This is a genomic window from Paenibacillus sp. NPDC058071, from assembly GCF_042885235.1.
In the GTDB taxonomy this organism is placed as follows: Bacteria; Bacillota; Bacilli; order Paenibacillales; family Paenibacillaceae; genus Pristimantibacillus.
This window is the reverse complement of sequence record NZ_JBHVSK010000007.1, coordinates 182,160-207,122: the sequence shown is the minus strand read 5'-3', so window position 1 is coordinate 207,122 and position 24,963 is coordinate 182,160. Positions and strand designations below refer to the sequence as shown.

Annotated in this window: 30 protein-coding genes; 3 read left to right on the top strand and 27 right to left on the bottom strand. The window is 51.9% G+C overall.

The features are described 5' to 3' along the window. Positions 1–17: 17 nt before the first annotated feature. The 9 genes from ACFVTB_RS14310 to ACFVTB_RS14270 form a co-directional block, all read right to left on the bottom strand. Positions 18–887 carry a c-type cytochrome gene (locus tag ACFVTB_RS14310; RefSeq protein WP_387749998.1) on the bottom strand — a complete coding sequence of 290 codons (870 nt, stop codon included), beginning with the start codon at positions 885–887 and terminating at the stop codon, positions 18–20. A gap of 18 nt (positions 888–905) precedes the next feature. Further along, positions 906–1,577, bottom strand: coding sequence for a menaquinol-cytochrome c reductase cytochrome b subunit (gene qcrB, locus ACFVTB_RS14305; RefSeq protein ID WP_387749996.1), 672 nt, complete (start codon positions 1,575–1,577; stop codon positions 906–908). A 17-nt stretch (positions 1,578–1,594) separates the two neighbouring features. Continuing rightward, on the bottom strand, positions 1,595–2,125 hold the full coding sequence (locus ACFVTB_RS14300) for a QcrA and Rieske domain-containing protein (protein ID WP_387749993.1): 531 nt from the start codon (positions 2,123–2,125) through the stop codon (positions 1,595–1,597). A gap of 235 nt (positions 2,126–2,360) precedes the next feature. After that, positions 2,361–2,783, bottom strand: coding sequence for a DUF2487 family protein (locus ACFVTB_RS14295; RefSeq protein WP_387749991.1), 423 nt, complete (start codon positions 2,781–2,783; stop codon positions 2,361–2,363). Positions 2,784–2,939: 156 nt separating this feature from the next. Next, positions 2,940–3,122: an IDEAL domain-containing protein gene (locus ACFVTB_RS14290; protein ID WP_387749988.1), complete on the bottom strand. Its 183-nt coding sequence runs from the start codon at positions 3,120–3,122 to the stop codon at positions 2,940–2,942. Between the two features lie 224 nt (positions 3,123–3,346). Continuing rightward, positions 3,347–4,534: a hypothetical protein gene (locus ACFVTB_RS14285; protein WP_387749985.1), complete on the bottom strand. Its 1,188-nt coding sequence runs from the start codon at positions 4,532–4,534 to the stop codon at positions 3,347–3,349. A 277-nt stretch (positions 4,535–4,811) separates the two neighbouring features. Continuing rightward, positions 4,812–5,420: a histidine phosphatase family protein gene (locus ACFVTB_RS14280; RefSeq protein ID WP_387749983.1), complete on the bottom strand. Its 609-nt coding sequence runs from the start codon at positions 5,418–5,420 to the stop codon at positions 4,812–4,814. A gap of 118 nt (positions 5,421–5,538) precedes the next feature. Continuing rightward, complete coding sequence (locus ACFVTB_RS14275) at positions 5,539–6,147, bottom strand: anti-sigma factor (RefSeq protein WP_387749981.1); 609 nt, start codon at positions 6,145–6,147, stop codon at positions 5,539–5,541. Next, positions 6,144–6,740, bottom strand: coding sequence for an RNA polymerase sigma factor (locus ACFVTB_RS14270; RefSeq protein WP_387749978.1), 597 nt, complete (start codon positions 6,738–6,740; stop codon positions 6,144–6,146). The genes ACFVTB_RS14275 and ACFVTB_RS14270 overlap by 4 nt, the downstream gene beginning before the upstream one ends. A gap of 499 nt (positions 6,741–7,239) precedes the next feature. On the opposite strand from ACFVTB_RS14270, the gene ACFVTB_RS14265 reads away from it, so the two are divergent. Together ACFVTB_RS14265 and ACFVTB_RS14260 are read left to right on the top strand one after the other, a co-directional pair. Beyond that, complete coding sequence (locus ACFVTB_RS14265; RefSeq protein ID WP_387749975.1) at positions 7,240–7,641, top strand: hypothetical protein; 402 nt, start codon at positions 7,240–7,242, stop codon at positions 7,639–7,641. A 314-nt stretch (positions 7,642–7,955) separates the two neighbouring features. Next, positions 7,956–8,216: a hypothetical protein gene (locus tag ACFVTB_RS14260; protein WP_387749972.1), complete on the top strand. Its 261-nt coding sequence runs from the start codon at positions 7,956–7,958 to the stop codon at positions 8,214–8,216. A 351-nt stretch (positions 8,217–8,567) separates the two neighbouring features. Here the strand turns inward: ACFVTB_RS14260 and ACFVTB_RS14255 are convergent, their stop codons facing one another. The 8 genes from ACFVTB_RS14255 to trpE all read right to left on the bottom strand — a co-directional run bounded on the left by ACFVTB_RS14255 (position 8,568) and on the right by trpE (position 17,220). Then, entirely contained in the window at positions 8,568–9,656 is a 1,089-nt protein-coding gene (locus ACFVTB_RS14255; protein WP_387749969.1) for a prephenate dehydrogenase, read from the bottom strand. A gap of 3 nt (positions 9,657–9,659) precedes the next feature. After that, positions 9,660–10,757, bottom strand: coding sequence for a histidinol-phosphate transaminase (gene hisC, locus ACFVTB_RS14250; protein ID WP_387749966.1), 1,098 nt, complete (start codon positions 10,755–10,757; stop codon positions 9,660–9,662). 377 nt (positions 10,758–11,134) lie between these two features. Continuing rightward, the gene (gene trpA, locus ACFVTB_RS14245) at positions 11,135–11,947 is read right to left on the bottom strand and encodes a tryptophan synthase subunit alpha (protein ID WP_387749963.1); all 813 of its coding nucleotides are present in this window, start codon (positions 11,945–11,947) and stop codon (positions 11,135–11,137) included. Further along, a complete protein-coding gene (gene trpB, locus ACFVTB_RS14240; RefSeq protein WP_387749960.1) occupies positions 11,934–13,139 on the bottom strand; it encodes a tryptophan synthase subunit beta in 1,206 nt (401 codons plus the stop codon). Before trpB ends, trpA begins: the two co-directional genes overlap by 14 nt. Beyond that, the gene (locus ACFVTB_RS14235; protein WP_387749958.1) at positions 13,136–13,813 is read right to left on the bottom strand and encodes a phosphoribosylanthranilate isomerase; all 678 of its coding nucleotides are present in this window, start codon (positions 13,811–13,813) and stop codon (positions 13,136–13,138) included. Before ACFVTB_RS14235 ends, trpB begins: the two co-directional genes overlap by 4 nt. Next, a complete protein-coding gene (gene trpC, locus ACFVTB_RS14230) occupies positions 13,810–14,607 on the bottom strand; it encodes an indole-3-glycerol phosphate synthase TrpC (RefSeq protein ID WP_387749955.1) in 798 nt (265 codons plus the stop codon). The genes ACFVTB_RS14235 and trpC overlap by 4 nt, the downstream gene beginning before the upstream one ends. Next, positions 14,597–15,658: an anthranilate phosphoribosyltransferase gene (gene trpD, locus ACFVTB_RS14225; protein ID WP_387749953.1), complete on the bottom strand. Its 1,062-nt coding sequence runs from the start codon at positions 15,656–15,658 to the stop codon at positions 14,597–14,599. The genes trpC and trpD overlap by 11 nt, the downstream gene beginning before the upstream one ends. Then, positions 15,655–17,220: an anthranilate synthase component I gene (gene trpE / locus ACFVTB_RS14220; RefSeq protein ID WP_387749950.1), complete on the bottom strand. Its 1,566-nt coding sequence runs from the start codon at positions 17,218–17,220 to the stop codon at positions 15,655–15,657. The genes trpD and trpE overlap by 4 nt, the downstream gene beginning before the upstream one ends. A gap of 13 nt (positions 17,221–17,233) precedes the next feature. On the opposite strand from trpE, the gene ACFVTB_RS14215 reads away from it, so the two are divergent. Next, positions 17,234–17,407: a hypothetical protein gene (locus tag ACFVTB_RS14215; RefSeq protein WP_387749948.1), complete on the top strand. Its 174-nt coding sequence runs from the start codon at positions 17,234–17,236 to the stop codon at positions 17,405–17,407. A gap of 189 nt (positions 17,408–17,596) precedes the next feature. Here the strand turns inward: ACFVTB_RS14215 and aroH are convergent, their stop codons facing one another. From aroH to ACFVTB_RS14165, 10 genes are all read right to left on the bottom strand, one after another. Next, positions 17,597–17,965 carry a chorismate mutase gene (gene aroH, locus ACFVTB_RS14210; protein WP_387749945.1) on the bottom strand — a complete coding sequence of 123 codons (369 nt, stop codon included), beginning with the start codon at positions 17,963–17,965 and terminating at the stop codon, positions 17,597–17,599. 3 nt (positions 17,966–17,968) lie between these two features. After that, entirely contained in the window at positions 17,969–19,063 is a 1,095-nt protein-coding gene (aroB, locus tag ACFVTB_RS14205) for a 3-dehydroquinate synthase (protein ID WP_387749942.1), read from the bottom strand. A gap of 291 nt (positions 19,064–19,354) precedes the next feature. After that, positions 19,355–19,519: a hypothetical protein gene (locus ACFVTB_RS14200; protein WP_387749939.1), complete on the bottom strand. Its 165-nt coding sequence runs from the start codon at positions 19,517–19,519 to the stop codon at positions 19,355–19,357. Positions 19,520–19,588: 69 nt separating this feature from the next. Further along, complete coding sequence (locus ACFVTB_RS14195) at positions 19,589–20,374, bottom strand: CheR family methyltransferase (RefSeq protein ID WP_387749936.1); 786 nt, start codon at positions 20,372–20,374, stop codon at positions 19,589–19,591. 41 nt (positions 20,375–20,415) lie between these two features. Further along, on the bottom strand, positions 20,416–20,859 hold the full coding sequence (gene ndk, locus ACFVTB_RS14190) for a nucleoside-diphosphate kinase (RefSeq protein ID WP_387749933.1): 444 nt from the start codon (positions 20,857–20,859) through the stop codon (positions 20,416–20,418). A gap of 40 nt (positions 20,860–20,899) precedes the next feature. After that, a complete protein-coding gene (locus ACFVTB_RS14185) occupies positions 20,900–21,874 on the bottom strand; it encodes a polyprenyl synthetase family protein (RefSeq protein ID WP_387749930.1) in 975 nt (324 codons plus the stop codon). Positions 21,875–21,882: 8 nt separating this feature from the next. Then, on the bottom strand, positions 21,883–22,746 hold the full coding sequence (locus ACFVTB_RS14180; protein ID WP_387749927.1) for a menaquinone biosynthetic enzyme MqnA/MqnD family protein: 864 nt from the start codon (positions 22,744–22,746) through the stop codon (positions 21,883–21,885). Continuing rightward, on the bottom strand, positions 22,718–23,374 hold the full coding sequence (locus ACFVTB_RS14175; protein ID WP_387749924.1) for a UbiX family flavin prenyltransferase: 657 nt from the start codon (positions 23,372–23,374) through the stop codon (positions 22,718–22,720). The genes ACFVTB_RS14180 and ACFVTB_RS14175 overlap by 29 nt, the downstream gene beginning before the upstream one ends. Next, the gene (locus ACFVTB_RS14170) at positions 23,368–24,243 is read right to left on the bottom strand and encodes a UbiA-like polyprenyltransferase (protein ID WP_387749921.1); all 876 of its coding nucleotides are present in this window, start codon (positions 24,241–24,243) and stop codon (positions 23,368–23,370) included. Before ACFVTB_RS14170 ends, ACFVTB_RS14175 begins: the two co-directional genes overlap by 7 nt. Continuing rightward, complete coding sequence (locus tag ACFVTB_RS14165; protein ID WP_387749918.1) at positions 24,240–24,962, bottom strand: demethylmenaquinone methyltransferase; 723 nt, start codon at positions 24,960–24,962, stop codon at positions 24,240–24,242. The genes ACFVTB_RS14170 and ACFVTB_RS14165 overlap by 4 nt, the downstream gene beginning before the upstream one ends. Position 24,963 lies beyond the last annotated feature (1 nt).

Below are 24,963 nucleotides of genomic sequence, written 5' to 3'. Positions count from 1 at the left end.
GGTTTCCGTTAGTTGCATTATTTTGCCGCTTTTTGCTTGGCAAGCCAAGTTGTCAGCTGGTCGATTTCTTCGGCCGACAGTTTTGTGCCGAATTCAGGCATACCGCCGCGTCCGTTAGTTACAACATCAACCAGTTCTTCCTTGGAAAGGCGATCGCCAACACCGGTCAAAGCCGGGATATTTCCGTTGCCTTTCAGATCGGCAGCGTGGCAGGATACGCACTGTGCTTGCTTAGCGATTTGCATCGCCGGATCGTTCGCGTCAACAAGTGCAACGGCTTTCTCCGGCTTCTTACCAACGCTTGGCGCCGGTTGACCCTTCTCGAACGCTTCCCTTGCTTTCTCTTCGCGAATATGATGCTCAGGCACCGTATTCGTAATTTCCAGCTGATGCTGGTAATGATCCCATGAGATGACCGTCAAGTAAACGACAGCGATCAGCGAGAGGATCATCAGAGAGGAAGCAATCGGGCGACGGTAGAACCGACGCTCTTTACCCGTGTCGAGAAACGGAGCCAGCAACAAGCCGCCGAACAGAATCCCCGGTATCCCCATTGTGCCAAGAACGATATAATCTTGCGATACGTATGGATATTTCAAAAATTGATACAGGAACAAGAAGTACCAGTCCGGCATCGGAATGAACGCCGCGTTCGTCGGATCTGCCGGATAACCGAGCGGAGCCGGTTCTGCAATCGTCCAAACCAGGAAGCCGACGAGCACGACGCAGCCGACCATCCATTCCTTCAATAGGAAGTTCGGGATGAACGCTTCCGATTTACCCGGATATGCCGTATAGTCGGGAGGAATTTGGGTACCTTTACCCTGCTTCACTCTGGAATCGCCGACATAAACGACTTTTTCGTTTGATTTATGACCATGCGCCATAGTAAGTTCTCCCTTCGCTTAAAGTGGTCCCGAGATCCCTTGCCGGCGAATCATCAAGAAGTGAGCCGCTAGCATGGCGATCAACGCGCCAGGCAAGAAGAATACGTGAATCGCGAAGAAGCGAGTCAGCGTTTGTGCGCCTACGATGTCGCCGCCATACAGGAATTGCGCGATATACGGTCCGATATAAGGAACAGATTCGGCAATTTGGACACCTACTTTAGTCGCGAAGTAAGCTTTGTTGTCCCATGGCAGCAGGTAACCCGTGAAGCCCAGGCCCAACATGATGAAGAAAATCAGCATCCCTACAACCCAGTTCATTTCGCGCGGCGCTTTGTAAGAACCGGTGAAGAAGACGCGTAAGGTATGTAAGAACATCATAACGATAACTAAGCTTGCCCCGAAATGGTGCATGCCGCGGACGATTCCGCCGAATGCGACCTTATGGTTCAAGTAGTCGACACTCGCATAAGCATTGATAATGTCCGGTACATAGTACATCGTCAAGAACATGCCGGACAAGATCTGAATAACTGTAATAAAAAACGTCAAGCCGCCGAAGCAGTATACGAATGCGGAGAAGTGATGCGCAGGGTTAACGTGCTCAGGCACTTCGTGATCCGCGACATCGCGCCATAGCGGCGTAATATCAAGACGTTCGTCAATCCAGTTGTATACAGTTTTAAACATCTGAAAATACGCCCTCCTTAGACTCGTGTATTCGCTTTAATTGCACCCAAGTATACGAAACCGTCTTCAACCTTGACGTCATATTCGTCCAAAGGATTCGGCGCTACTGTAAGGTTCTTCCCGTCTGGGGAATAACGAGCGTCGTGGCACGGGCAATCGTATTCATTTTTGCCTTTCGCATTCCATGCAATTGTGCAGCCCAAATGCTTACACACTGGCGAAAGCGCAAAAATCTGATTGTTCGCATCTTTGGAGATCCAAGCCGCAAGCTCCGGATCACTTACGTACCATCCGTCGACCTGATGAATTTGGAACTTGAATTCTTGGGGTTCATTTGTAATTTTGCTTTCTTCTACTACTTTAACCCATGTGCTGTCGGCTTTCTTCTCCAACAGTGGGTCGACTGCAAAACGGACCATCGGCAATACGGCACCGCCTACCATGAATGCAGTCGTTCCGCCGAGCGTATACGACAAAAATTGACGCCGGGACATCTCTTTACGCTGAACCGGTCGATGCTCGGTCTCGTGATGTTCGTGGTTACTCATCTTCTGTTCTACCCCCTTTGCCAACCATTTCTCATGTTTTGCCCATTGACAAAACACATGACGAACTAGGACATAACTATAATAGCTTAGGTGCTTGGGAGCGTCAAGAATATGGCCGGAGATTTGTCTACCTATAAAAAGTCGTTCATAAATTTGTTATCAATTTGTCACATTTGACCTCATCTGGCATTTGTTTTCCCCAAAAGCTGTTTTTTTTATGCAATATTAAACGTTTTCACCTGTCATTGCCAGCATTCCAAAGCAATTGTACCGCTTTCGACACATCTTTTGCGTCCGGAATGACTCCTGCCTCGCCTATAGAAACGATCAGATCGGGCCCTGCCCCCTCGTAGTCTTCCTTCGCTCCGAGCACAACCGCAATGACGTGCTTGAAGCCCGTCCGCTTTAGCGCGGCGCATACTCCCGCTACCGTCTGTCTTCTTGACGTTTCTTCTATGTAATGAAGCGCCGGGTAGGTTACCACTCTCCCCTTAAACGGTATTTCGATCAGATCCATCACATCTCGGAGCTTCTCAAGCGCCGCGGTCGCCTCATGCGGCTGTTCCTCTCCGGTCAAGCTCGTAACGGGCAGCAGGCAAGTGTCGAGGTAAGGCTGAAGCGCTCCCCACTCTTCCGCCGATAGGTCGCTGAATTTCATCGTTGATTCTCCCTTTGCGTATCCTTATAGTTTACATATCTTCTCTATGTTAACCGCAAATTTTGGGCTTGCCAATCCGCAAAGGACAAAAAAATTCCGCTTGAGCAATCGGCTGGCGAAAGCGCCTTCGATTACTCAAGCGGAGAACATTTATCATTATTTTCGCATTTCGTTGAGTTCCTTGGCTAAACGGTAAAACGTATCCTCGTCTCCGGACGCAAGCGCTCGGTCGATCGCTTTGTATATTTGCTCCGTACGGTATTTTTTGAAGGCTTCGTCCAGCACCATTTCGGCAGCCAGCCCAAGCATCGCTTCATACGTCACTTTCATTTTGTCCATCGGATACACCCCCAAAGCAGCGTTAAAATCTTCTTTATTTGTTGTTGCCCTATTCCTTTTCCACGCTCTATTCCAGTTGGTCCAACTATCCCAAAACCCTTCGTTCCATTACCGCCGCAGCTTAATCGAAGCGGCTTCTATTGCATCGTATGCAACCAATTGTCCGCCGTTAAGTGCGTCTGCCCTCCGCAAAGAAACTGTGCCATTACCCATTAGCGGCTCATTTAATAAAGAAACATCCGATCATTCTCTTCCAGACTGACACCCGCAACGACTGCTCTTCCCGCCTTCGTCATTCGGATGACGAGACCGTGCTCCGCATGCTCTCCCAGCCGCAACAAGCCCAGATGCACCATCATCGCAATAATTCGCTGATCGAGCACCCGATTGGCGTCGTCATAATAGAAGGGTTTAATGAACGGAGTTAATACGTTGCGAATCGATTCAACCGTCACCCAACGCTCCGCAAGGCTGTTAATCCAGTGAGCGAGCGCCAGCAGGTTAGGGATCGGCCCCTTATACAGCTTCAGCCAAAACTTGTATAACTGCTCCGTTTCCCCGAGTGGGGCGCTTGCCAGTCTGGCTTCTCCTTCAGGCGTAAGCGACAAGATTAAGTTCTGCTCGGCTATATAATGCATGTAGCTGCAGTAATCGTAGATAAATGACATACGATTCGGATAGTGGTGGAAGTGACGGCCATAGCCGAAACGCCATTCTCCTTTGGACGGAAACTCTTCGCGGACGGCCATCCGATCGAGCAGCTGTTGGCTGAAACGCTTATACATCGAACCGTCCGCCGCAACTTGCGCTTCGTTATGGTAGATGAAGTGAAGCGTTTGGCGAATATCTTCGGACAACAGCTGCTGTTCCTCCCGGTAGCCCTGCGGATCGTCGGTATATGTCAACCCCGCCGCAAATTTCCGTTGCAGCGTATCCCGAAACCTGGTTCGCAAATCATTAGGTACTTGAAACAAGTAGCGGTTCGTCCCGCTGTATCCGTTAAACAGCCAGCCTTGATGCTTGAAGCGTACAATCATATCCCGCGGCCCGGCTTCTTTCTCCGGTTTTTCGGACTGTTTCTTTCGCGAACGCGACGGCTTCGCCTTTGGTTGTGCCTCTGCCTTCACTTTCTCCGCCTCTGGCTCGCCAAACTTGCTTTGCTGCACCCTGGCGATCAGCTCCTCTAAGCTGAAAGAATCGCGCTTCTCGAAAAGCAGTGAATTGAGGAAGCGAAGCTCTTCCAGTTTCATACTGCTGATTTGCGCTTCGAATACGTCGTTGCGGCTTACGGTCGAGAGAATCGACTGAATCAAATCGTTCTTGGAATGACCGTTGCACTCACAGCGGTATACGGAAGCGATCCGGCTGAGCTGTTGAATATCCGCATAACCGAGCATGTCTGAGAAATTCATAGCCTCTCTCCTTTCCGTCGTAGCCGTTCTTCTAAAGCGATAGTTAATATCATTATGGGGAAATTAAAGTCATTTCAAACGGGATGTATGTAAAAATGATGCCTTCCCTGTCGTCGCTCCCTGCTTGCGAAACGCAAAAAAGCGCATTTTCCGAGGAGAGATTCTCCCCGGAAAATGCGCGCGCGTTATGGCACCGAAGGCGCCGTGCATCTGGATGCAGCATGATGGCGGCGGTCGCATGCCGTCTGCCTGAAGAACTGCCTTATTATAAATTGGACTAGAGCGGCTGCGAGCTTTGCCCGAATTGCCCGTCGTTCAAATGACGCGTGCAATTATAGAGCAGCGGCTCCCATTTTCCTTCGGCACTCGATAGTATACTGTACGATACATTATCCAAATGGCTTTTCACGAGATCTGGACAAAGCTCTTCGTACAGCTGCGCCAAAAAACCGCCGTGTGAAACGATCAGTATATTTCCGTTCGGAGCGTTTTGCTGCAGATCGGACAAAAACTTAATTCCGCGATCTCGCAAATCTCTGTCCGATTCTTGGCCGAGATCCCTCTCCCGCCAGTTTTCGCCGTATCGTTCCACTCTCTCTTGAGGGGTTAAGCCTTCGATTTCCCCGAAATAACGCTCACGCAGCCGAATGTCCGGCTCCAGCAGCGGAATGCCGAGCTTGTCCGCAATAACTTTCGCCGTTTCATGCGCACGAGACAGATCGCTCGATACGACCGCTTCCCAGATCGGCGGATCGTCGCTCAATCGGTCAGCTAGCGCTATCGCCTGATTTCTGCCCGTCTCGTTGAGCGGTATGTCGGTTTGCCCTTGTGCTCTGCCTGCCTCGTTCCAATCCGTCTTGCCGTGCCTTACGAATCCAATCTTCATGTCCCGTCCATCCTCTCTGTATAATCTAATGAAGCTATTCATTGCCAATATCCGTTCGTACCCTATAAAGAGGAAGAGCCCCGAAGGGCTCTCATTCCTCTATAGGATATCCGTTAGGCTAATTTCTAGTTCTCGACAGCCAATTCAAAATAAGCAGTGTAATCACGATGCCAAGCAGCGAAAGCGCCGCCCAATATTGTGGATACGAAGGGACAACCTGTAATACAAACGGATCGGTAACGCCAGCTACCGGGACCTCGTAGTCGGCGGTGATGACAAGGCTGCTGCCGGAAACGTTGGCCGTATCCATTAGACCGGTCAACTGAGCCATCTGCTCGGGCGGCGTGCTAGCCTTGTTTTCGGTAACGAAAAAGATGAGGGCACAGGCAAACACAGCCATACAGCCAGCGATGACAATCGCAAGATTGCGCCTGAACGATTTGGAGAAATGGTAGCTCTTCTCGACGACAGGCTTCAACCAGCTATCTTCCGCATATATCCGTTCCATGACGGCCCGATTCACATGATCGAGCGGACCGAACGTTTCGCTGTTTTCCGCCGAATCTGAAAGAAGATGAATCATCGATTCGCTTTCTTCCCACAGCCGGAATTGTTCGGCGCATTGCTCGCACTCGAGCAAATGCGCTTCCATCTCCTCCCGTTCACCGTCGTCTTCGGCTAAATCCAAGTAGACGCTGAACCTTGCTTGAATCTCTTCGCAAGTCATCGCGTTTTCATCCCTTCGTATTCCTCCATCGATTGCGTATCTCCGAAATAAGGCTCCAGCTGCGACTTTACGCTCGCTCTCGCCCGGAATAACAGCGATTTGACGGAACTTACAGTCTGCCCTAATATATTGGCGATTTCTTGATAATCCAATTGATCGTATTCGCGGAGAATAAGTGCAGATCTCTGCTTTTCAGGCAAATTATTGATCGCTTCTCTAACCAAGGCCATCCGTTCGTTGCGAAGTGCAAGCTGCTCTGGCGCGGCTTCCGGCGATGTAGCCGGAATATGGACCGATTCGTCAAGCGGCAAATTAGCCGTTTTCTGCTTACGAAGCTCACTAAGCACCGTATTGCGCGCAATCGTATAAAGCCACGTGGAGAAAGAAGCATCCACCTCTCGGAAGGAGTGGAGGCTGCGATACGCTTTATAGAACGTTTCCGAGCATAAATCTTCGGCCAAAAGTTCCAGCTTCGCGCTTTTCAGCATGTGATAAATAAAGGCCAGTATCTTTCGTTGGTAGCGGCGCATCAGCTCGGAGTAGAGTTCGATGTTGCCATCCTTGATCTCGCGAATTAATTGGGAATCAGTCATGACAGGCGAACCTCCTCACCTGCGTATTCTTCTTCCCAGTTCGATTATGTAAGTTATACCGAACCGGAAACGAAAAGTTGCGGTCATATTTAGAAATGATTCAGAAATCGTATATGTTATAGACGAAATAACGAGCCAAAGAGTTGCTTATCGACATATTCGAGTCATCCGGTCAAATTCCTTCTGAAATCGACAATGAGAATTTACCCATATTTTAACAAGCCAGGTGTCCTTATGTATTGTAACACAGCCAAACGCATCCGTCTGTGAAAATAGACAAAAAAAAACCACCCGTTAAGGTGGTCCGCACAGAGTGCGAATATTTTGGATAGGAGTGGAGAGAAACCATACTGTACTTTTATTATATGTATACGCTTCCAATTTGTCAATAAGCGTTTTCATTTTATTTTTTCGCCGAACTTTTTCCTGCAACCCCACTCACTTCCTTTGCGTCGATAGTTATATGGGATTGATTCTTAAACGAAGGAGCTGGATCATTTTGAAAAAATTAGCCCTGCCCGCTCGAAGATACTGTCAGTTAAGTGGGCTGCTGTTTCTGCTTCTTTTATTGGCCGGCTGCAGCGGGGGCATCCAGACTTCCGCCACGATTGGAAATCCTACAGCCAAGGACATACTTGCCGAACATCCGCAAACTGATCTTTTTCAATATAACGATACGGTCTACGTTAACGCTGAAAATATCGACTGGGTCAAGGAAACCGACCTTAGAGGCGGTGTCGAAACGTTAACGATCGCCCACTCTTATATAGAAGGCAAACCATTTCAGGATAGCATGGCGACCAAATTGCCGATCGGCACAGTTATATATAAGAGCGGCCAAATTTTTTACGCTGAAGTGGACGGTGCGGAAGTGCGCTATCTGGGTATGATCGAGGGGTAAAGCAGCCGGGCTGTACCGGAACGGAGCGGCTATGGCATGAGACAGGAGCGCATCACGAGAAGTTCTCCCAGTACGCGGTGGGCCGGTCTATGCCGGTACTGGTGTCAACTTTAATAAACGTTTTAACTTGCTCTACATAAAGCAAGTTAAATAAATTTAACTTTATTAGTAAGCGCAGCAAGTTTAGCGTCGTTGTTGAATTCAAAGAGCGGCTATGATTATTGATTCATGTATGTATTCAGATGGGTTCCAATAGATCGATTATGTTCGAAAAATCATACATATTTGGCGCTCTGGAGCAAATTCAGCTAATTATGTTCGAAAAATCATATATATTTGGCGCTCTGGAGCAAATCCGGCTAATTATGTACGAAATATCATACATATTTGACGCTCTGGAGCAAAATCGGCTGATTATGTTCGAAAAATCATATATATTTGGCACTCTGGAGCAAATTCGGCTAATTATGTACGAAATATCATACATATTTGACGCTCTGGAGCAAATCCGGCTGATTATGTTCGAAAAATCATACATATTTGGCGCTCTGGAGGGAATTCGGCTGATCGTGTAAGCTACCCCATATGGTGAAGTTTTGCTAAGTAAAGAGATATCAGTCGCGCTATAGATTATCTGGTGCTGATGCTTCACAACTCGCTATAGAGGTGAGAAAAAGCAGTCGTTGTTGATTCTTAAAATAATTTAATCATGGCAACGCACTCTCAAATGAGGAACGATCGGCATTCCCGCGTACTCTGTTTTGTGGACGCTGAGCATAGCTCTTAACGTTTAGCGCTTTTCGCTTGCGCCTACTGCCTTAACAACCAACAAATAAAAAGAAATGGCGGTGCCAAGGATAAGCTCCTTCACACCGCCATTTCTTTATTAATGAAGTGATCTAACTAATACGCTGCAAAGAATTCTCTTAACGATGCACCGTATAGGTGCGGCTAAGCAGCGTGATCGCTTGATCCAGGTCCTCTTGCGTCCGGAATGACAGTCGCAAAACACCGGGAACCTCTTCCCTGCTCTCAATGATTCGAATATTGCTTAGATTGATCCGTGCGTTGCCTAGCTCCGTCGCGATCGCGCCAATTATACCCGGATGATCGGGCACGTTGACGTAGCATTCATAAATCGAATGAATCATGCCTTTACGGCGCTCCGGCAGACGGTTTCTAAACTCTCCGGCGGTCTCGAAAGCTCGCTCGATCGCTTCGCCGTCGTCTTCCTCCAGAATTCGCACGAAATGTTCTACCTGTTCATTCCAGTCCTTTAACAGCCGCAACAGCACGCTGCGATTGTTAATTAGAATGTCCCGCCACACGATTGGATCGCTTGACGCGATCCGCGTAATATCTCGGAAGCCTCCAGCGGCAAGCGACTCGTACAAGCCGTTGCCCTCATTGTAGCCTCTCACCTGATTGACCAGCGCCACAGCAATAATATGCGGAAGGTGACTGATCGCGCCGACGATATCGTCGTGAGACTTTGCGTCTACCGTGACGAGATTCGCTCTTGTATGAACAAGCAGACGGCTAAGCTTCTCCACGTCCGCAGAATTCGTATCCTCATCCGGCGTCAGCACGTAAAATGCATTTTCAAACAGCAGCGTATTCGCCGCCTCTACGCCCGACTTCTCCGAGCCGGCCATTGGATGGCCGCCAATGAACGTCACATTCTTTTCACGCAGCTTCGCGCCGTACGCGACGACGGATGCTTTCGTACTGCCGACATCGGTAACGATGCAGCCTGGCTTCAATTGCAGCTTAGCCAGCTCTTCTACATATTGCTCCAGCATGCCGACGGGCACACAAAGGAAAATGAAGTCGGCTCCTTCCGCCGCTTCCCGAAGCGATGTCGTCGCGTCGTCGACGACGCCTCGCTCGATATATTTTTTGACCGAAGATTCGCGGTTGGAAAACCCGACGACATACAAACCCGGCTGTCCTTTAAAGCATAACGCCAACGAGCCTCCGATCAGTCCTACTCCAAAAATCGCAATTTTCACCATAGCCTACCCGCGCACCGCCGCTTCTCGCAGCACCTGTTTCAGTGCTTCGATAAATTTCTCGTTCTGCTCACGCGTACCGACCGATACACGAATATGCGATGGATAGTGCGTCCACCGTGAGCGGACAATGATCCCTTTGCGGAGTAAAGCATCGAACACTTCAGGTGAAGGACGCTCGACGTCGACCATAATGAAATTGCCGTACGCCGGGAAGTAACGAAGCCCAAGCCGGTCGAACTCGCCCGTCATATAGTCGATGCCGGCACGATTTTCTTTGCGGCAATGTGCAATGAAGTCTTCGTCCGAAAGCGATGCTTTCGCGGCTGCTTGCGCCATGCGCGTTGTATTGAACGGCTCGCGAACCTGATTAATGTAACGAATCACGTCGGGATGACCAACACCGTAGCCAATTCGCAGCGAAGACAAGCCATAAATTTTAGAAAATGTGCGCAGTACAACCAAGTTGCGGTATTTTTCTAGCAATCGGACGCCGTCCGGGAAATCAGCCTGTTCGACAAATTCACAGTAAGCTTCATCCAGAACGACCAGCACATGTGCCGGTACCTTATCCAAAAACGCCGTCAGCTCTTCTTCGTTAACGATCGTGCCGGTTGGATTGTTCGGATTGCAGACCCAAACGATTTTGGTTTTGTCCGTGATTTGCGCAAGCATGGCGGGAAGATCATGCTTTCCGTCCTTAAGCGGCACTTCGACGATGCGGGCATTCTCAATCTCCGCGTTATGCTTGTATTGCGAGAATGTCTCATCGGCCATAACCGTTTCGTCGCCAGGTGCGAAAAACGCGCGAGCGAGCATCAATATAATATCGCTCGAGCCCGTACCGAAAATCAGCTGCTCCGGCTTCACGCCCAGCTTGTCCGCCAGCACTGCAGTCAGTTCCACACTTGCTCCGTCAGGATACAAATGCACTTGCTCAAGCTCGCGGATCGCCGCCGCTTTCGCCAGCTCGGAGCTGCCGAAAGGATTTTCATTAGAAGCCAGTTTTACAACGTCGCTTAAACCGAGCTCCCTTTTTACGTCTTCAATCGGTTTGCCTGGTTGGTATACCGGCAGGTGCACAATATTGTCTTTTGGCTGCATGAGCCGTTCACCTCTTCATATAAGTAGATAATGACTTTCATTAGAATAATTCAACCTCACATAACTTCTATTGTCGCATATCTTGGAAAGCTTTTAAAGAGCGGTGTCGGCCAGCGGAGAAAAATGATAGAAAAACGAAACGCAAAAAGCCCAATACAATTCGAACGAGATGTTCGAACCGTTTTGGGCTTTTGACACGTTACCGAAAGCCTTCCCGCAAGCCTGAGATCGACTAGCAGCTTGCACGGTATGCCTAGCTTCTGGTTACCGTTAAGCTAAACCACTATGCGGTTGATTTATTATAGTTCTTCTCTAGCTTATATGTTGCCATTATGATTAGTTACAAATCGGCCAATCTACTTAAGGCCTTCTCTAGCTTATGCGTTGCCGTTAAGCTCAGCTACGAATCGGCCGATTTGTTCAAGTCCTTCTTGGCGGCGCTGCGGATCGTTCAGCAGCGGCAGCGCCTCCTCGATCCGGCGCACGATGGCGCTGCCGACGACAACGCCGTCCGCTTGCTTCGAGAAGCGCTCGACTTGCTCGCGGCTTGAGATGCCAAAACCAACTGCGATCGGCAAATCGGTCGCTTCGCGCACCGTTGCGAGAAAATCGTCGATGCCGCTGTGAAACTCGGCGCGAACGCCTGTTACGCCGAGCGACGAGACGCAGTAGACAAAGCCGCGCGCTTGGCGGGAAATGCGCACGACGCGGTCCTTCGACGTCGGCGCGACGAGCGGAATCAAGTGAATGCCGGCCGCTTCTGCCAGCTTGCGCACCTCTTCGTCTTCCTCAAGCGGCAGGTCAGGAATAATCAAGCCGCTGATTTCTTTCTTCTTCGCCATCTCTATAAACGGCTCCAGGCCAAATTGCAGCACCGGGTTAAAGTAGGTGAACAAGATGAACGGAATCGTTACGCCCGCTTCCCGAGCTTGCTCCGCTGTATCCATGCAATCTTGAATCGTTACGCGATTCAAGAGCGCCCGCTCCGAAGCACGCTGGATAACCGGACCGTCAGCAAGCGGATCGGAATAAGGGACGCCGAGCTCAATCATCGAAGCGCCCGCTTTCTCCAGCTCCTGAATGATCGAAATGGTAGTGGCGATATCGGGATCGCCCGTCGTCAAGAACGGGATCAGCGCCGTCTTTCCTTCCTGTTTCAAACGCGCAAAGGCGGCATCAATGCGATTCATGCGCTTCACCTCCAAGATAACCCATAATAGCCTCAACGTCTTTATCGCCGCGGCCGGACAAGCTCACCACAATGATTTGCTCCTTGCCAAGCGTCGGAGCAAGCTTTAGCGTCTGTGCGATTGCATGCGCCGATTCGAGTGCCGGAATAATGCCTTCCGTACGGGACAGCAATTGCAGCGCTTCAAGCGCTTCCGCATCGGTAATCGGCACATATTCGGCACGACCGGCATCCTTCAAATAAGCATGCTCCGGTCCGATGCCAGGATAATCAAGTCCTGCGGAAATCGAATGGGCCGGCTGTACCTGGCCGAATTGATCCTGCAGCAAATAGCTGAGCGAACCTTGGAATACGCCGTGACTGCCCTTCGTCATCGTCGCCGCATGCTCGTCCGTATCAATGCCTCTGCCGGCCGCTTCCACGCCGAGCAGCTTCACAGATGCATCCTCCACAAATGGGTAGAATATGCCGATCGCGTTGCTGCCGCCGCCAACCGCTGCAACGACATAATCAGGGAGCCGCCCTTCTTCTTCAAGAATTTGCTTGCGCGCTTCATCGCCAATAACGCGTTGGAAATCACGCACCATCATCGGATATGGATGCGGTCCGGTTGCCGAGCCGAGAATATAATACGTATCGTCTACATGGCTAACCCAGTAGCGCAGCGTCTCGTTGCACGCATCCTTCAACGTCCGCGTACCTGATACCACGGGTACCACTTCCGCTCCTAGCAGTTGCATGCGGAATACGTTAAGCTGCTGGCGCTTCATATCTTCTTCGCCCATAAATACTTTGCATTCGAGGCCAAGCAGCGCGGCCACCGTTGCGGAAGCGACGCCATGCTGGCCCGCTCCGGTCTCGGCGATCACCTTCGTCTTGCCCATTCGTTTCGCCAACAGCGCTTGCGCGATCGTATTGTTGATTTTGTGAGCCCCAGTATGGTTCAAGTCCTCACGCTTCAAGTAAACCTTCGCTCCGCCAAGGTGAGCGGTCAGCCGTTCGGCGAAATAGAGCGACGTAGGCCGCCCCGAATATTTTTTCAGCAAGTAAGAGACTTCCGCTTGAAACTCGGGATCTTTGGTATATTTATGATAAGCTTCTTCCAGCTCCAGAAGTGCATTCATCAGCGTCTCAGGCACATAACGGCCGCCGAACTTTCCAAAGCGTCCGCTCTCGTCCGGTACTCGATTCATCGTTGTATCACCTTTTCTATAAATAATTTAATTTTATCGATATCTTTTCTTCCGTCCGTCTCCACGCCGCTTGAAACGTCGATACCGTCTGGACGGTAGCCGTCCAACAGCTCTCGCACATTTCCGGGGTGCAGCCCACCGGCAACGTACAATGGCACTCCAATTTCGGCGGCTGCTTGGCGATACGTCTCAATCAGCTGCCAGTCGAACGTCCGGCCCGTACCGCCGCCGGCTGTATCGACAAGAACAGCGTCAATCGCGCCACGGAACGGCGCCAGCCGTTCCGCCGCCGAAGCCTCTTCGTTCTCTTTGCCGATCGAGAACACTTTCCATACGTCAATAGCGAGCTCCCGCTTCACAGCAAGACAGTATTCCGCGTCCTCTGCACCATGCAGCTGTGCAACGTTGAGCCCTGCTGCGCGGACCGCTTCGGCCAGTTCCTCCGGCTGCGCGTTTACGAATACACCGACCGTCCGAGGACTCTCTCCGCCTGCAGTCCGAATACGCGAGACGGCTTGCGCAAGCTTGCCCGCTTCGGCAGGCGCTACTTGCCGCTTGCTCGGAGCAAAAACGAAGCCCAGCTCATCGAAGGCCAAACCGTTCATTTGCGCGATCGTTTCCTCGTCTCTTAATCCGCATATTTTGATACGCGGCGTCCGTCCGCAATCCGTCATCGAACCGCCACCGGCCCCATTAACTCGTCAATCGCCTCGCCCGCATCGGGCTGGCGCATGAAATGCTCGCCGATCAGTACGCCGTGTGCGCCGATTTGTTCCAAATAGGCCATATCCTCGCGGCCTGCAATTCCGCTCTCGCTTATAACGGTCACATGCTTGGGCATCATTCCAATCAGCTGCTCAGTCGTCCGTAAATCGGTGACGAATGTTTTCAGATCCCGGTTGTTAACCCCAATCAGCGTCGCCTTATCAAGCTCCAGTACCTGTTCCAGCTCTTCGCGATCATGCACTTCTACCAGCACGTCCATGCCAAGCGATTTGGTGTGATCGTACAGCTTGGACAGCTCTTCGGGCCGTAATATAGCTGCAATCAATAATACCGCATCCGCGCCGATCGCTCTCGCCTCGTACACCTGGCGGTAATCAATAATGAAATCTTTGCGAAGCAGCGGCACTCCTACGGTCTGTTTAATCGCCGTCAAGTAGTCATTTGCTCCTTGGAAATAATCCCGGTCTGTCAGCACGGAAATGCAATCCGCGCCGGCCCGCTCATAAGAGGCAGCAAGCTGTTCCGGCTGAAAATCAGGGCGGATCAGCCCCTTCGACGGTGAAGCCTTCTTCACCTCGGCGATTAGTCCAAGTCCTCTTTTGCGGTCCTTCGTCAGCGCCCGCTCAAAACCGCGGCATGCCGGAAGCTCCGCAATAAGGCGCTCATATTCTGCTAGCTGGAACGACGCGGCAAGCGCCGCCACTTCCGCCTGTTTAGTCGCTACGATTTTATCAAGAAACATGTGCCAACTCTCCCGTCGTTTGAATAAGCGCGTGCAGCTGTCGTTCTGCTTTACCGGAATCGATCATTTCGGCAGCGATCGCTGCTCCTTCGCGGAGCGAATTAGCCGCTCCTCCAACATAAATGCAAGCGCCCGCGTTGGCAAGCACAATAGCGCGGTAAGCGCCCTGCTGTTCGCCCGAGAAGATCGCGCGAATCAGCGCTGCGTTTGTCGCCGGGTCTCCGCCCAGCACCTCTTCAATCGGATAGCGCCGCAGGCCAAGCTCTTCCGGCGCGATTTCGTACGTTCGCACCTCGCCGTCGCGCAGTTCGGATACGCGCGTCGGAGCGGAAATGCTGATCTCGTCCAGTCCGTCGTTGCTGCTGACGACAAGCGCCTGCCGAGTGCCCAGTTCGCCGAGCACCGAGGCGATCGTTTCGGTTTTCGACGCGTCGTACAAGCCAAGCAGCTGACGGTCCGCGCCGGCCGGATTCGTAAGCGGCCCCAGCATATTGAAGATGGTGCGGACGCCAAGCTCGCGGCGCGGAACGGCCGCATGCTTCAGCGACGGATGATACAGTTGAGCGAACATGAAGCAGATGCCGATTCGATCCAAGCAAGCGGCCGCTTGTTCGGGAGTAAGCGTAATTTGCACCCCAAGCGCCTCCAGTACGTCCGCGCTGCCCGCTTTGCCGGACATCGCGCGGTTGCCGTGCTTCGCGACCCGAATGCCCGCTGCCGAAGCGATAATCGAGGAGGCGGTCGAAATATTGAATTTATGAATGCCGGAGCCGCCAGTGCCGCAAGTGTCGAGCAACCCTTCCTGCTTTGCCGATACGTGACTGCCGAAGGCGCGCATGGTCTCGGCAAAGCCGGTGATTTCGTCCTTCGTCTCGCCCTTCATGCGCAGCGCCGTCACGACTCCGGCGATTTGAACCGGCGTCGCTTCGCCGCTCATAATGAGCTCCATAACCGAACGAGCTACCTCTCTGGACAAATGCTGACCGCCCATAAGCTGGCCCAGCGCCGATTGCATCGTGACGTTGCCCGCAGTCGCTTGTGCTTGCGTCATTTCGTTTTCCCCTCTCCCGAATGAACATAGTAATCGGTATTGACCGCGCTTGGAGCGCTTTGCCGTTTCTTGCCGAACAGCTGCTCCGCTTTGCGAATGGCCGTTAAGCTTGCCTTAGCCTTGTTCACCGTCTCCATATATTCGCTTTCCGGAACGGAATCCCAGACGATGCCCGCCCCGCTTTGCACGTAAGCTTTGCCATTCTTGAACACGATCGTCCGGATCGTGATGCATGTATCGAGCGAGCCGCCAAAGCCGAGGTAGCCGATCGCTCCCGCGTAGGCGCCGCGTGCTTCGTTTTCCAGTTCGGCGATAATTTCCATCGCTCTCAATTTCGGCGCGCCGGATACCGTTCCGGCTGGCAGGCAGGAGAGGAACGCGTCGAAGAAATCTTTGTCCGGCGCAAGCTTGCCCGAAACGTTGGAGACGATGTGCATCACATGCGAGTAGCGTTCGATCTCCATAAAGGAATCACAGCTGACCGAACCGAACTCGGATACGCGGCCGATATCGTTTCGCCCGAGGTCGACGAGCATCAAGTGCTCCGCCCGTTCTTTCTCGTCAGCCAGCAGCTCCCGCTCCAGCGCCAAATCTTCCTCTTCCGTTTTGCCGCGCGGTCTCGTTCCGGCGATCGGACGAGTTTCCACCTTATCGCCGTTTACTTTTACGAGCGCCTCCGGTGAAGTGCCAACGATGACTTCCTCACCCATCTTCAAATAGTACATATAAGGCGATGGGTTCATTGTGCGCAGCACGCGGTAAACGTGAAGCGGATCGATGTCCGTCTCGATACTGAACCGTTGCGACAGCACAACTTGGAAAATATCGCCGGCTCGAATATACTCTTTCGAGCGCTCCACATTGGCAATGAATTGCTCCTTCGTCAGATTCGACTGCACATCGCCAAGCTCGGGCTCGAAGCCCGCCGATTCCCCGGACAGCACCGGAATCGAGATCGGCTGCTGCATCCGCTCGATTGTCGCATCGATTTTGGCCGAAGCCTCTGCGTATGCCTGCTCGATGGCCGCGTCGGTTGCGGGAGCCGGAATGTGGACATTGCCGATAATTTGCAGCTGCTGCTTGAAGTGGTCGAAAACAATCACCTGATCGCAAAACATAAATTGCAAGTCGTTCATATTCAGATCGTCGATTCGATGCTGAGGCAGCTTCTCATAATATTGAAGCAAGTCGTAGCCGAAATATCCGATCGCCCCGCCCGTAAACGGCGGCAATCCTGGAATCGAAGGGCTGCGATACGAGCGCAAATGACCTTTCAGCAGCTCAACCGGCTTTTCGCTCAGCACTTCTGCCTTGCCGTTATGTTCCAGCACCATTTTGCCATTCTTGCCATACAGCAGCATAAACGGATCGGTGCCAATAAACGAATAACGCGCCCATTTCGCCCCGCCCTCTACACTTTCCAGCAGAAAGGCGTATTTTTCTTTCGCGAAATGCTGGAACAGCCGGATTGGTGTTTCCGTATCGGCCATAACATGGCGGACGATCGGGACCAGATTGTATTCGCCTGCCAACTTTTTAACTTGCTGCAATTCCGTATTCATAGAGGGCCTCCTAATGGGCAAAATGAGAAACAAAAAAACCCCTGCCGAAGCAGGGGTTGTCGTTGAAGTAGCATATAGCAAACTATTATGCGATGCAAGCAAACAAAGCATGGCACCCTCCGGCATGAATGCAACAATAGGCCATAATAGCCTGAGCCTGCATTCCTTAACCGGCTCTCGCCGCTAATCTGCGCTCATCTCATCTAGCTCCGCTCTTCTCGACTCTACTAACCTGCTTGTTTGTTAATCGCTTTAAGTACGGCTCTGCCGCCGTATCATTCTCATGTACTGCTGTTCGCCAGCGAATGCTCCCATTGCTGCGCGAATTTAAACTTAACTAAAATCACTATACAATAGGATCTAGGAATTCGTCAACTTACGATTTAGATAAATCCGGACGCAGCGCTTGCGCTCCGCCTAAGTAAACATGCTTGATTTCGGCTTGGCTTTTTTCCGTATTAATATGCAGCATGAAACGAATACATTTCTCCAGGCTGCCCTTTACCGGCACTTCCAGCGCACACATGAGCGGTACAAGCTCCCAGCCGCTCAACTGACGGATGGCGCTCGCCGGAAAGGTCGCATCCAAATCGCCCGTTACTGTAATCATGACGCTGCAAATATCTTCTGGTACGATTTCATTCTCTTTTACGATTTCTCCAAGCAGCTCCATCGTCGCCTTCAGAATCGGCTGTGGTTCGTTGACATCGACGGTAATTGCGCCGCGTACGCCTCTAACGCTCATTATTTACGCCTCCAATTTCAATTGCTCGACAATTTCCCTTACCCATGCGACAGGCACGTCTCTTTTGATTTCGACTGTTCCAATGGCCGTCGGTACGACGAAAACCATGGTGTTCTCGCTGAACTTTTTATCGTGCATCATCGCTTCCATAATGGCGTCTACATCAAACTCGGCCGGCAGTTTGACGGGAAGGCCGCATTTCGCAAGCACGCTTTTTGTTACTGTATAGACCTCTTCAGGCGCTCCGTAACGAAGCCCCAGCTTTGCCGAGCCGATCATGCCGATCGAGATCGCTTCGCCGTGCAGAAGCTCTCCGTAGCCAGCGACGGCCTCGAGCGCATGGCCGATTGTATGGCCAAGGTTCAAAATGGCGCGCAGATCGTTTTCCCGCTCGTCCTTAGAGACGACGGCCGCCTTCACGCTGCAGCCTTTATGAAGCGCATAACCGAGCGCATCCGGTTCGAGAGCGAGCAGCCGATCCGCATTTTCTCCACACCAGTGGGCAAACGCTTCGTCCCAAATAAGGCCATGCTTAACGACCTCCGACAACCCCGAACGCACATCCCGAGGCGGCAGCGATTGCAGCGTCTCCAGATCGTACAGCACCATCTCCGGCTGATGGAAAGCGCCGATAATATTTTTTGCAAGCGGATGGTTGACCGCCACTTTGCCGCCCACGCTGCTGTCATGCGCTAGAATAGTTGTCGGCACCTGCACGAACTTAATTCCGCGCATGTACGAGGCCGCCACGAAGCCCGCCAAATCGCCGACGACTCCTCCGCCGAGAGCAACAATCGCCGACTTGCGGTCTAAACCCGCTTCCAACGCCTTCGCAACAAGCTGCTCCAGCATCGAGAGCGATTTCGAGCTCTCGCCAGCCGGAACGACGGCTGTAGCAACGGTAAAATCCTCATTCCGCAAAACCGACGCCAGCGTGTCCAAATGTTTGCCGGCCACGTTCTCGTCTGTAATAATCAGCAACGGCGATTTTTTGCTAATGCCATGCTTGACGAAGTATGCGCCGGCCTCGAGCAGTAAGCCCTCTCCGATATAGATGGGATAAGACCGTTCCCCTAAATTAACCGTTAACTCTCTCATCGAACGTCCGACTCTCCTATCGAATTCCGTATTCATTCTTCGTTATTTCGCCCACTAAAGCGATGAAGCGTCAACTCGAACGAAACGGCTTGTTTTGCTTTCTCGAACCGCCCTGCGACCCGAACGAACCCATGAAACATCTTTGCTCATTATAGTACAGACCTTTCGCTTTGACAAGAAACGCGCTAGACCTATCCATCCGCATTGAACGCATAAGCTTGCGCAAAAAAAAGCGGGCAGCAGCCGTTCGGAATCGGCCGCCGCCCGCTTTCGCAAAGCGTCACTTTCTATTTACCTCGTCACGATCCGTTTGCCCGGTCGCGCAGGCTCGGCGGCAAGCAGTGAATCGTTGACGATTCGCGTCATCTGTCTACTGTCGAGGCCGAGTATTTGCGCGCATTCCTGGATCGATATAAGACCGCTCCGGTAAGCAGCGATGACCTTCCGTTTATCCATAGCTATCCTCCCGTGCATGACTTGTCCATGTACCTTAGTATAGGAGAAGTCGGATAGCCGTATACATCGTCAGTTGACTCGCCGGTAAAAGAAAGTATCCGCCGTTTCAAAACCGTATTGCGCGGGGGTAAATATTTGCTCCGTGCTGCCGACGAACAACAGTCCGCCCGGCTTCAGCGCTTTTGCGAATTTATGATACAATAAGTGCTTCGCTTCTTCGGTAAAATAAATCATCACATTGCGGCAGACGATGAGATCGTAGGAGTCGCCGAACGAATCGTAAAGCAAATTTTGCTGCTTGAAGCGAATATGCTCCTTGAGCTTATCGGATACGGCAAAAGCACCGTCCTGCTCTTTAAAGTACGTTTGCTTGCAAGCAGCCGGAACGTCGCGCAGCGAACGTTCCAAATAAATGCCTTCCATTGCTTTCTGAAGCACGTTCGTGTCCAAATCGGTGGCGAGGATGGTCGTTTTCCCGAACACCCCCAGCTCCGATAATATCATCGCGAGCGTGTAGGGCTCCTCGCCGGTTGAGCAAGCCGCACTCCATAGGTTCAGCTTGCCGTCCGTCTGCTGCAGCATTTCGGGCAAAAATCGTTTTTGCAGAACATCCCACCGATTGGGGTTGCGGTAAAACTCGGAGACGTTTATCGTCATCCGGTCCAGAAACTCGTTAAGCAGCCCGCGGTTCTGCTCCAACGCCTGCCAGTACAGATCGAATGTGCCGAAGCCATGCTTCTGGCGAAGCGTCGTCAGCCTTCGTTTCATTTGGGCTTCCTTATATTGCGATAAATCGATATGCGTTTTGCCCTTAATCCGCTCAATAAAGAGAGCGAAATCCCGATCGTCCGACATGACGGCCTCCTCTAGTTGCAGCGCCAGGCTTAGCGTTTAGATCAAATCCAGCGCTGTATCGTTTGTTCGTATTTAACGATCTGATCCGGCGTGAAGAAATTAGCGATCTCCTTCTCCGCGTTTTCCGGCGAATCGGAGCCATGAATCAGATTGAAATTCGTGTGCACCGCGTAATCGGAGCGAATCGTGCCCGGTGCCGCGTCGACGGCGTTTGTTTTGCCGATCAGCGCTCTAGTCAGCGCGACTGCTTGGTCGCCTTCCCATACCATGGCAAATACCGGACCCGACGTAATGAAGGCGAGCAGCGGCTCGTAGAAGGGCTTTCCTTCGTGCTCCGCATAATGACGGGCGGCTTGCTCGCGCGATACCTGCAGAAATTTCCCGGCAACCAGCTTTAAACCTTTTTTCTCGAATCGACCTACGATCTCCCCGATCAAGCCGCGCTGCACGCCGTCCGGTTTAATCATCAAAAACGTTTTCTCCATATCCGCTCTCTCCTTCGAATCTCTTCTTTTAAGATTAGGCTTAGTAGTTGCGTTTTCCTACAAAATGCGCGATGTCGGCCAGGTTCTTTCTGGCAGGGATGGCCGGCAAAGCTTCCAGCGCATGAATCGCTTTATCGATGTAACGGTTAGCCATCTGGTCGGCAAGGTCAATGCCTTTGCTTCCTTTTATCAGCCGGATGGCCTTTCCGGTATCGGTGTTGCCGTTATGCTCCCGAATAGCGGCGATTTCTCGCAGCAGCGGCTCTCTTACGCTCTCATCCTGCAGAGCGAGGATAACCGGCAAGGTAATGTTGCCTTGCCGAATATCGGAGCCCGGCGGCTTGCCGATCTGCTTTTCCGTGCCGAACAAGTCCAGCAAATCGTCGCGGATCTGGAATACCATGCCAACATTGTAGCCGTAGCGATACAGTGCGTTGACCGTCTTCGGATCGGCGCCCGAAGCGGCGGCTCCCAACTGGCAGCTGACAGCGATCAGCAGCGCCGTTTTTCTGCGAATACGCAGCAGGTAGTCCCGAATCGTCTGCTCCGTATTGAAGAAATCGCGGATTTGCTCCATTTCGCCGATGCTCATTTGGACAAGCGACTTAGACAGCATTTGGTGGATAAACGGGTTTCCGATTTCCGCAGCAATCGTAAGCGCCCGTCCGAAAATAAAATCGCCGGTATACATGGCGATCCGATTATCCCATTTCGACTTAACCGTCGGCTGTCCGCGCCGCTTATCCGCGTCGTCAATGACATCGTCGTGTACAAGGGAAGACATATGTATAAGTTCAAGCGGGACCGCTATTTTTTTCAATACGTCAAGGTCGTATTGGCCAAATTTGCCGGACAGCAGCACGAATACAGGACGCAGGCGCTTGCCTCCGGCCTTGAGCAGATGAAGGGATGTTTCGCTAATTGGCTCCCCCTCAAAGGTGACGCTCCGCTCCAGCTCCTGTTCGATTTGGCTAATATCGCCCTTTAATTTCGCAAAAATGTCTAGTAGTTTCATTCTTTCACCTATTCGGCAGATTGGTGTTCATAAAACCGCAATTCAACCTCGTGTTCAAGCAATCCGAGCTCCTTTGCGTATCGGAAATAGAGTGCTAGCCCGGCTTGCTGCTTCTCATCGAAATCATACCGCAAGCTCGTAAAGTACATTTGCCAATATGCGGCCGTACCGCCGAGCTCCGTACATGCTTTATCGATCAGCGGACCCAGATGGCTAACGCTTTTACGTTTGCTTGCGATCATCGAGCGATAGACCGCTTCGACCGCTTCACGCGACTTCTCTACTGCATCGCGGCGCACCGCGACAACCGCATACGTCATCGCAAGCCCCGTCCAACTGTTCCATAAGCCGCCCAAATCGATTGCATGCAATCCTTGCTTGCTCCAAGAGGCGTGGATGGCTTGGTCGCCAATGAGCAGTGCTCCATCGGCATCCTCCAGCATGCTGTCAAGGTCCGGCTCGGCCGCCTCGTACACCGGATCGAGTCCATAGTAGTTGGCCATTATAATCTTCAATAAATTGACCGAGGTAGCGGAAGTCGTCGTTACTTTAATTTTTTGAGGCGGCTTGCGATCGATCGGTTCTTTCAGGAATAGTATGATCGAGTTGACGTTCCCTTCCGATCCGACCGACAGATGCGGGAGCAGCAAGTATTGGCTATCATTCAAGCCGTAAGCAAAAGATGAAATGCCTGATACTTGAATATCCCCTTCCTGCAGCATCCGGTTCAATACGGCCGGCACACGGTATACAATTTCGATCCCCGCCTCTTCGTCAGGCTCCAAATAATGAAACAGCGGCCAGGCGTTCGCATAGTCGATTCGCCCGACATTCAGCCGTTCCTTACCGTTGTTGCGGGTCTTGCTGGTCATGCTGGTCATCTCCCCATCTTCTGTAAAGGGCGTGATCGACAGCCATGCTGTCCAAAACTTTTCCGACGAGGAAGTCGATCATTTCGTCCATCGATTGCGGTTTGTAGTAGAATCCCGGCATTGCCGGGATCATGCGGACACCAAGCCGGGCCAGTTTCAACATATTCTCGAGATGGATGGCGTGCAGCGGCGTCTCCCTCGGCACTAGAATGAGCGGCCGCCCTTCCTTAAGCATGACGTCTGCCGCGCGTGTCAGCAAATTGTCGGATATGCCGTTCGCAATCGAAGCTAGCGAGCCCATCGAGCAGGCCGCAACGACCATACCTTCTACCCGGAAGGAGCCGCTGGCAATCGTAGCGCCGATATCGGCATTCGGGTGAAACACAAGCTGTCCTGCTGCCATCGCCTCTCCGAAACGCTGCTCCAGCGCCGCTTGCCGGCGCGAGCTTTCAAAGCCCAGCTCTTCCTTCAGCACCCGCCAGCCCGCTTCCGTTATGACTAAATGCACGATGTAAGATTGACGGAGCAGTTCTTCTATCAGGCGGATCCCGTAGATCGCGCCGCTTGCTCCGGTGATGCCTACGACCCAGCGTTTGCGCTTCTTCTCCAGCGGTTCCTCTCCTACCATTTGTGCAGCACCGCCAGATCAAAGATCGCGAACAAGAACAAGACGACGCTGAGCGTGCCGTTCATGCCAAAGAAGGCGATTTGCACGCGGGACAAGTCGTTCGGCTTGACCAGCCAATGCTGATAGAACAGAATAGCGATCGAGAGAATCGTTCCGACTAAATACGCCCAGCTCAAATCGGTCATCCAGAATAAGGCAAGGAATCCGAACGCCGTCACGATATGGAACGAACGTGCGATCCACAGCGCTTTAGCAATGCCGAACCGCGCCGGAATGGAATGAAGCCCGGCCTTGCGGTCGTATTCGAAATCCTGCGTCGCGTAGACGGTATCGAAGCCGGCGAGCCATAATGCAACCGTTCCGAACAGCAGCCATGCGGCTGGGCTGAAGGAGCCGGTAATGGCCACCCAAGCGCCAAGCGGCGACAGGCCGATCGTAAGTCCGAGAACAACGTGACAAAGCCATGTAAATCGTTTCGTATAAGAATAAATAACAAGCATGACGACGGCGATCGGCAGCAGCTTCATCGCAATCGGAGCGAGATTGGCCGTTGCTATAAATAAAAGAGCAAAAGATACGATGACAAACAGAATCACCTCGGCCGACTTCAGCAGCCCGGCCGGCAACGCGCGCTTCTCAGTGCGAGGGTTGCGCAGGTCGATCGCTTTATCGATCAGCCGGTTCAAGCTCATGGCTGCGCTGCGAGCGCCGAACATCGCGAGCGTGATCCAGCCCATCTCGGCCCAGCTCGGCATCCGTTGCTCCATCGTGATTGCGCCTAGAATGGCGCCTAGGAACGCGAAAGGCAATGCAAATATGGTATGCTCAAATTTAATCATTTCCAGTATAATCTTCAGTTTGCGAATCATTGCGCGTCCTTCTCCTTTGTGCCGATGTGCAGCGCGGCTACTCCGCCGAAAAGTGGATACGCATTTACTTGCTGCAAATTCGCTTTGCGGAACAGCTCGCTAAGTTGCTCCAGGTTCAAAAACTGCTTTAACGAATCCGGCAACCATTTGTATTCCTGGAACCGCTTCGCTACCAGTTTGCCGATCAGCGGCATCATATGCTCGAAGTATAAATTATAAAAGAACTTGAATGGCTGCCAGCTCGGCCTGGACAACTCGAGACAGACGACTTTGCCTCCCGGTTTAACGACGCGTTCCATTTCCTTCACCACTTGCAAGTAGTCGGGCACGTTCCGAAGCCCGAAGCCGATTGTGACGTAATCGAAGGAATTGTCTTCGAAAGGCAGCTCCATTGCATTGCCCTGTACAAGCGTAATTTGCTTGTCCAGTCCAGTTTCCTTAATTTTCTGCGCACCTACGTCCAGCATGTTTTGGCTGAAATCAAGGCCGGTAACCGCGCCGGTGCCGCTCGCTTGCGCCAAAGCAATTGTCCAGTCGCAGGTACCGCAGCATAAATCGAGCGCTGTCTCTCCTCGCTGTACATTCATTTTGCGCATCGTAAATTTCCGCCAAGCCTTATGTCGGCGAAAGCTGATCAAGTCGTTCATTAAATCGTATTTCGGCGCAATTCTCTCGAAGACGCCATGTACATGCTGCTTCGAATTGGCTTCTGTTGTCATT